The organism is Rhodococcoides fascians NBRC 12155 = LMG 3623, from assembly GCF_001894785.1.
GTDB classification, from domain to species: Bacteria; Actinomycetota; Actinomycetes; order Mycobacteriales; family Mycobacteriaceae; genus Rhodococcoides; species Rhodococcoides fascians.
Map to the genome: position 1 here is coordinate 96,642 of NZ_BCWW01000018.1, position 7,256 is coordinate 103,897.

Consider the following 7,256-nt stretch of genomic DNA (forward strand, 5'->3'; position numbering starts at 1 on the left):
GGGTTCGCCGCGGGGACACTGACGTAATCGACGTGTTCCTGCAGGCCCGGAATGCGTCGCCGGTGAAGCGAACAGCAGTCGAGGAGACACCATGGCCCAACATGACCCCGCCGACTCCGGTGCCGAAGCGAACGACGACGACCGCACGATGCGCGGGCACGCCGGGGAAGCGATCGTCGACGCGCGCAACTGGCCCGGCTACATCTGTATCGGTCTCGCGCTGGTCAGCCTCGGACTGACCTTGACCGCGGCCGGCTACGGGTTCGAGGGGTGGGCGTGGACGGGCGCGGTCCTCGCGCCCGTTCTGCTCGTCGCAGGCACGGTTCTGGTGTTGCTCGAGCGTCGCAGGGTCAAGGCACAGGAAGGTAAGAATCTGACCGACCCTGCGGGGCATTGATCGAGCCCGATCTCGGCAGGGGTGGCACGTCGTCGATCGGCGTCGGCGTGGAACTGAACGAGCTGGCACTCTCGATCGGCGCTGCGCCGCCGATTCGTTCCGTGCGAGTGACCGGGGCAAGCGACGACTCGCGAACGGTTCGTCCCGGTGACCTGTACGTGGCTTTGCCCGGCCGCCGAGCGCACGGCCTCGACTTCGAGCTCGAGGCCAAGGCCCGAGGGGCAGTGGCGGCGTTGTCGGACCGGGCCTCGACGGTTCTGCCGACACTCGTCGTGCCGAACCCGCGCCGCCGGGTCGGGGAGGTGTGCGCTCGAATTCATCGGTTCGCGCACCGAGACCTGGATCTGTACGGGGTCACCGGGACCAACGGCAAGACGAGCACCACCCTGCTGCTCGGAGCCGGGCTCGCTGCGGCGGGCGACTCCGTGGCGACTATGACCGGAATCGGTTTGGCGGGCCCGCGCGGCGCGGAAGAATCGGCCAGAACCACACCCGAGGCCGCCACCGTGCATCGGACTCTGCGCCGTTTCCGGGACGAGGGTGCTACGGCGGTTGCCCTCGAGGTGTCCTCTCACGCCGTCACCGAGCACCGCGTCGACGGCCTCCGTTTCGCGGTGATGGGGTTCCTCAATCTCACGCCGGATCACCTGGATTACCACGGAGACATGGACAGTTACTTCGCCGCGAAGGCCGAACTGTTCTCGGCGCACCGATCGACACGCGCTGTGGTCAACGTCGGCGATCCGCACGGCAAAATCCTGGCGGGACGCCTCGATATTCCCTGTTGGACGTGGTCCACGGCCGATCGCGGTGCCGATGTTCGCGGCGAGAACATCGAGTGCACCGACGTCGGAACGTCCCTGACAGCGCGAACCCCGATGGGCGATGTCGAGATCCGCCTACCTCTGCTGGGTCCGCACCAAGCCGAGAACGCTCTGGCCGCACTGACCATGGCGTTGGCGGCCAGCCGCGACATCGCAGCAGTCGCGGCAGGACTCGAACGCCTCGACGCCGTTCCCGGCCGCCTCGAACGTGTCGACGTCGGACAGCCTTTCCTGGCCGTCGTGGACTACATGCACAACACGGCAGGTCAGCGGGCGCTGCTGCCGTTCGTCCGCAGCGTGGTCTCGGGTCGACTGATCGTCGTCGTCGGGGCAACGGGCGAACGTGACCCGGGTAAGCGGTTTCCACTCGGGCGAACGGCAGCCACGTTGGCCGATGTGGTGATCGTCAGCGACGAGAGTCCGCTGTCGGAGGACCCCGGCACCATCCGAGCCGCAGTGGAAGAGGGAGCTCGGGCTGCACGCTCGGCGGTGGTGGTAGTGGAAGCCGACCGGCGGCGTGCCGTGGAGCATGCTGTGGCCATTGCTCAGCCCGGGGATGCCGTGGTCGTGGCGGGCCGGGGCTGCGATGCCGAACAAGTGTACGGCGACCACATCCTGCGATTCGACGACCGTGAGGTGTTGCGCGACGTCCTCGCCGCCCACGTCGCGCGGAGTTGAACGCGCTACCGCTACTGCGCCGCGGACGTACGTTTCCGAGCGGATTTGTCTGCTCGACGCTGCGCGAACCTGCCGGCGGACTTCAGGGCCTTGGATACGACATTGGCTCTGCCCGTTCGCTTTTCGAGGCTCACGCCGGCAAATGCCAGGAGCCGGGCAATGACGGGCAAGCCGATCGCGACGACGAGGTAGCGGTAGAGATACTTGCGAGCCAGCAGCGGGATCATGCGAGAAGTCCTGTCGTGGGGGAGGTTGTCAGCGGACGGCCCGTCGAACCTTGACTGCTGCTGTTGCCGTCAGCGCGATGATCGCTCCGACGACGGCTGCACCGAGCATTGCGACGCCCTGCCCGAGATCGAAGTTCCAGCCGAGGAAGTTGATCGTGCTGTGAACGGTGTTCTGCAGCACGAAGATGACCAGTGCCGCAACGAGCACGACCGTGACGAGGAGGGCCAACTTCGAGGCGAATCCGCCGCGGCGCTTGGTAGTTGTGGTGTCCGATGTTGCAATCATGAGGGTTCCGTTCTGTGAAGTGGAAGGTGAGCAGAAACCGAGTGCCGCCGATCGCGGTGACCGGCGGCACTCGATGCGGGGCTGCTGGTTACTTGAAGGTGTCCTTGATGTTCTCGCCGACCTTCTTGACGCCGGCCGAACCCTGATCCTTCTTGCCCTCGGCTTCGAGGTCCTTGTTGTCGGTTGCGTCGCCGACAACTTCCTTCGCCTTGCCGATGGCGTCTTCTGCTGCGTTCTTGGCCTTGTCGATGAAGCTCATGGTGTGCACCTTTCGGGTGGCTGTGATTGTTGGTAACGGATAGATAGTCGGTTTTCGAGGCCGAAAGCAAACGTCGCGCGAAAGTGATCTGTATCACTCGGACGACCGCGGCGGTCAGGTGAGGGAGACCAGCTCGGTGATGTCGTCGTGCGGGAGTTCGCCGTCGACCACGGCTGTGACGACGGAGCTGTTCAGCGTGATTGCACCCTTGTGGTTGTCCAGGAATGCGGTATCGGCGGCATCGCGGCCTACCGAAATGCGAACCAGAGTGGACCGCGGTGCCAGGCACGTGGCGTCGACGACACGCCACTGGCCGCCGACGAACGCCTCGGCGACGGCATGGAAATCCATCGGATCGCATCCGGGCGCGTACACGGCCACGAGGCGGGCAGGAACATTGACAGCGCGGAGCATCGCGACGACCAGATGCGAGTAGTCGCGGCACACTCCCTGGCCTGCGAGCAGCGTGTCGACGGCTCCGTCGATCGGATCACTGCTTCCTGGAACGTAATTCAGGCGTGCGCCCACCCAGGCGGAGATCTTGGCCAGCAGTTCCTCGGAATCGGCGTAGTCGCCGAATTCTGTTGCGGCGAAACCGTAGAACTTGTCTGCTTCGGCGTAGCGACTGGGCCGAAGGTAGAGCGACATGTCGTAGTCGGTGACGGGGGCCGGGGTGGTGTTGCCCAGGATGGTGGCGTCGTACGAGACCTGTAAGTTGCCGACGTCGGCGGGCATGACGTGAATGCGGTTGCCGTGCGGTCCGCTGACCTCCTTCGCCTCGACGGGATTACCGTCGAGAACGAAGGAGAGCGATTCGGTGACCGTCGTACCGGGGTGCGGTGCGATGGCGATCTGGAATTCGAGAGTGGTGGCGGCGGTGATGTCTACATCGAGGCGCGCGGATACGTCGCGTTTGAGCATGAGGACTCCTGGCAGGTGGGGGCGGGTGAACCTGCTGCCAGTACCCGTATCCGCCGAAACCAATCGCCCCTGGTCACCGAGTGATCAACGCCACCCCAGTGCGGGGGCCACGTCGCGCAGCAGCGTCTCCAGAACGTGTGCGCAGTACTCCACACCCAACTGGTTCGGGACGGTGAGCAGCAGAGTATCCGCGGCGGCGATCGCCTCGTCCGCTGCCAGTTCTTCGATCAGCCGATCGGGCTCACCCGCGTAGGTCTTGCCGAAACGAGCCTTGCCGCCGTCGAGGTAGCCGACTTGGTCGTCGCCGCTGCCCTCTCGGCCGAAGTAGGCGCGGTCGAGATCGTTGACGATCGGAAAGATGCTGCGGCTCACGGATGTTCGAGGAGCGAAGTCGTGGCCCGCGTCGCTCCACGTCTTGTGGAAGCGTTCGATCTGTTCGGCTTGCAACTGATGGAAAGGCACCCCGGTGTCTTCGCTGAGAAGTGTGGAGCTCATCAGATTCATGCCCTGGCGCGCCGTCCACTCGGCCGTCTCGCGGGTGCCTGCGCCCCACCAGATTCGTTGGCGCAGACCCGGTGCGTGAGGTTCGAGGCGCAGCAGGCCAGGCGGGTTGGGGAACATCGGCCGCGGGTTCGGCTGAGCGAAGCCCTTGCCTTCCAGTAGATCGAGGTAGATGCGGGTGTGCTCGCGAGCCATGTCCGCGTGGTCGGAGCCCTCCGCGGGGGAGTATCCGAAGTGGCGGTACCCCTCGATGACCTGTTCGGGCGATCCCCGGCTCACGCCGAGTTGCAACCGCCCGCCCGAGATGAGGTCGGCAGAGCCGGAATCCTCGGCCATGTAGAAGGGATTCTCGTACCGCATGTCGATGACGCCGGTACCGATTTCGATGGTGCTCGTCCTGGCTCCGACGGCGGCGAGCAGCGGAAACGGTGACGAGAGCTGATTGGCGAAGTGATGGACGCGGTAGTACGCGCCATCGGCTCCGAGTTCCTCGGCCGCGACCGCGAGGTCGATCGACTGCAACAGCACATCCGATGCCGATCGGGTCTGCGACTGCGGGGACGGTGACCAGTGTCCGAAGGACAGAAATCCGATCTTCTTCATCGTGCGCTCTTTCGTTGAAGGATCAACTATGTTCGTACGACTCAGCGCTCAGCCGGGTCGATTCATTCCCCGGTGCCAGCACTACGCCCCAATGCCCGCCGTCAACAACTTCGCCAGTTCGAGGTAGGCGTCGCCGTCACTCAGACCGGTCAGGCGGAACACCTCGCGCGTCTGGATGCGCACCATGACCGAGGATGCGACGTCACCGACGAATGCCGCGTGGACGTCGCGTACCTCGCCACTCGCCACACCCTCGCTGATCAGCTCCTGGACCCGTCGTGCCGCGATCGCGGTGTTGCGTTCGTACACCGATCGTGCCGATTCGAGCGACGCGAGATCGGTCATGAATTGCTCGGACGCAGATTCCAGAGCGGCACCGACTGCGGTGAGATACGTGGTGATGCGGTTGCGGGTTCCGTCGACCTCGGCGACCGCATTCTCGACCTGGGTGGTCATGGACTTGAAGTAGTGCACGGTTGCGCCGCCCACCAACTGATCCTTGCTCGACGCCAACGTGTACAAGGTGGATTTTGAGCAGCGGAGGCGAGCCGCGATGGTGTCGAGCGTCAGGTGAGCGAACCCCTCGGCCAGGAACAGGCTGACGAGTTGGTCGAACAATTCCGAACGGCGAGCCGTGGCATGCGAGGTCACGGGTGCGTTCACATCCAGGATGGTACTGCATCGTCTTGTGCAGTACTGTGCATCAGTACTGCGGATCATTCTTCAGTACTGATGCCGAACATCCCGGAGGTTCTAGTGCCCGTCGCTCGTCTGTTGCCCACCGCCGAAGCGCGCGACCTTCTCGCGCTGACCCGCGATGTGGCAGACAAGGTGCTCGACCCGATCGTCGACGAACACGAGCGCAACGAGACCTATCCGACGGGAGTGTTCGCCACTCTCGGCGAAGCCGGACTGTTGAGCCTGCCGTACGCGGAGGAATGGGGCGGCGGAGGCCAACCGTACGAGGTGTACCTCCAAGTACTCGAGGAATTGGCATCACGATGGGCGGCCGTCGCAGTCGCGGTGAGCGTGCACGGTTTGGCCTGCTATCCCGTGATGGCGTTCGGTACCGATCAGCAGAAGGCCGACAAGCTTCCCGACATGCTCGGCGGGTCGCAGATCGGTGCCTATTCGCTGTCCGAGGCGCAGGCCGGTTCCGACGCAGCGGCCCTGAGTTGCAAGGCGAGCGCGGCCGACGGTGGGTACACGGTCAACGGGTCCAAAGCATGGATCACCCACGGCGGTGTTGCTGATTTCTACAACCTGTTCGCCCGCACCGGCGAAGGCTCCAAAGGGATCTCGTGTTTCCTCGTTCCGGACGGGACCGAAGGCCTCAGTTTCGGCAAGCCCGAGGAGAAGATGGGGTTGCATGCGATCCCGACCACGTCGGCGCACTACGACAACGTGCACGTTCCCACCGAATGGCGCATCGGAGCGGAAGGTCAAGGACTGCAGATCGCCTTCAGTGCGCTGGACGCCGGAAGGCTCGGAATCGCCGCTGTAGCAGTCGGAATCGCGCAAGCTGCGCTCGACGATGCCGTGAAGTACGCGCAGGAACGCACTGCGTTCGGCAAGAAGATCATCGACCATCAGGGTCTGGGGTTCGTGCTGGCGGACATGGCCGCCGCAGTCGACTCCGCACGCGCGACCTATCTCGACGCGGCTCGTCGTCGGGACGCCGGACTTCCATACTCCCGCAACGCTTCTGTGGCCAAGCTGATCGCTACCGATGCGGCCATGAAGGTGACGACCGACGCCGTGCAGGTGTTCGGCGGGTACGGCTACACCAGAGACTTCCGCGTCGAGCGCTATATGCGCGACGCCAAGATCACGCAGATCTTCGAGGGCACCAACCAGATTCAGCGTCTCGTCATCGCCCGATCACTCGCGACCAACTGACCATCCGCACCTTGCTTTATACACACACGTAGGGGACATCTGCATGACGACAACCGAACCCGATATCCATACCACTGCGGGTAAATTGGCCGATCTTCGTAAACGTCTGGGGGCTGCGGAGATGCCGTCGGGTGAGGTGGCGGTGGAGCGGGTCCACGCGAAGGGCAAGTTGACCGCGCGCGAGCGGATCACCGCCCTGCTCGACGAGGGCTCGTTCGTCGAACTCGATGCGTTGGCGCGGCACCGATCACAGAATTTCGGGTTGGGGGACAATCGCCCCTTCGGTGACGGTGTCGTCACCGGCTACGGCACGGTCGACGGCCGCGATGTGTGCGTGTTCTCCCAGGACGCGACCGTCTTCGGCGGCAGTTTGGGGGAGATCTACGGCGAGAAGATCGTCAAGGTGATGGACCTGGCGATCAAGACCGGACGACCGTTGGTGGGCATCAACGAAGGCGCCGGGGCACGCATCCAGGAAGGTGTGGTCTCCCTCGGGTTGTACGGGGAGATCTTCCACCGCAACGTCCGCGCATCCGGGGTGATCCCGCAGATCTCGGTGATCATGGGCCCCGCCGCCGGCGGACACGTCTACTCCCCGGCCCTGACCGACTTCGTGGTCATGGTCGATGGCACCAGTCAGATGTTCGTCACCGGCCCCGAT

General features: G+C 64.4%; 10 protein-coding genes. 4 read left to right on the plus strand and 6 right to left on the minus strand.

The annotated features are described in order from the left end of the window. Positions 1-91: 91 nt before the first annotated feature. Positions 92-397, plus strand: coding sequence for a membrane protein (locus RFA01S_RS25565; RefSeq protein WP_032364705.1), 306 nt, complete (start codon positions 92-94; stop codon positions 395-397). Beyond that, positions 394-1,899, plus strand: a complete 1,506-nt coding sequence (locus RFA01S_RS25570; protein WP_139278546.1) for a Mur ligase family protein — start codon at positions 394-396, stop codon at positions 1,897-1,899. Before RFA01S_RS25565 ends, RFA01S_RS25570 begins: the two co-directional genes overlap by 4 nt. Positions 1,900-1,910: 11 nt before the next feature. Here the strand turns inward: RFA01S_RS25570 and RFA01S_RS25575 are convergent, their stop codons facing one another. The 6 genes from RFA01S_RS25575 to RFA01S_RS25600 all read right to left on the minus strand — a co-directional run bounded on the left by RFA01S_RS25575 (position 1,911) and on the right by RFA01S_RS25600 (position 5,359). Then, a complete protein-coding gene (locus RFA01S_RS25575; protein ID WP_032364706.1) occupies positions 1,911-2,126 on the minus strand; it encodes a hypothetical protein in 216 nt (71 codons plus the stop codon). A gap of 28 nt (positions 2,127-2,154) precedes the next feature. Then, a complete protein-coding gene (locus RFA01S_RS25580) occupies positions 2,155-2,412 on the minus strand; it encodes a lipopolysaccharide assembly protein LapA domain-containing protein (protein WP_174557318.1) in 258 nt (85 codons plus the stop codon). Between the two features lie 88 nt (positions 2,413-2,500). Continuing rightward, positions 2,501-2,671, minus strand: coding sequence for a CsbD family protein (locus tag RFA01S_RS25585; RefSeq protein WP_008718579.1), 171 nt, complete (start codon positions 2,669-2,671; stop codon positions 2,501-2,503). A 114-nt stretch (positions 2,672-2,785) separates the two neighbouring features. Next, positions 2,786-3,592: a transglutaminase-like domain-containing protein gene (locus RFA01S_RS25590; protein ID WP_027496193.1), complete on the minus strand. Its 807-nt coding sequence runs from the start codon at positions 3,590-3,592 to the stop codon at positions 2,786-2,788. A gap of 84 nt (positions 3,593-3,676) precedes the next feature. After that, the gene (locus RFA01S_RS25595; protein WP_027496194.1) at positions 3,677-4,696 is read right to left on the minus strand and encodes an LLM class flavin-dependent oxidoreductase; all 1,020 of its coding nucleotides are present in this window, start codon (positions 4,694-4,696) and stop codon (positions 3,677-3,679) included. A gap of 81 nt (positions 4,697-4,777) precedes the next feature. Then, positions 4,778-5,359, minus strand: a complete 582-nt coding sequence (locus RFA01S_RS25600) for a TetR/AcrR family transcriptional regulator (protein ID WP_230074079.1) — start codon at positions 5,357-5,359, stop codon at positions 4,778-4,780. A gap of 93 nt (positions 5,360-5,452) precedes the next feature. Here RFA01S_RS25600 and RFA01S_RS25605 point away from each other — a divergent pair, with 93 nt between their 5' ends. Continuing rightward, complete coding sequence (locus tag RFA01S_RS25605) at positions 5,453-6,595, plus strand: acyl-CoA dehydrogenase family protein (protein ID WP_032383940.1); 1,143 nt, start codon at positions 5,453-5,455, stop codon at positions 6,593-6,595. A 43-nt stretch (positions 6,596-6,638) separates the two neighbouring features. After that, positions 6,639-7,256, plus strand: a 618-nt coding sequence (locus RFA01S_RS25610; RefSeq protein WP_272945624.1) for a carboxyl transferase domain-containing protein, incomplete at its 3' end; no start/stop codon positions are given.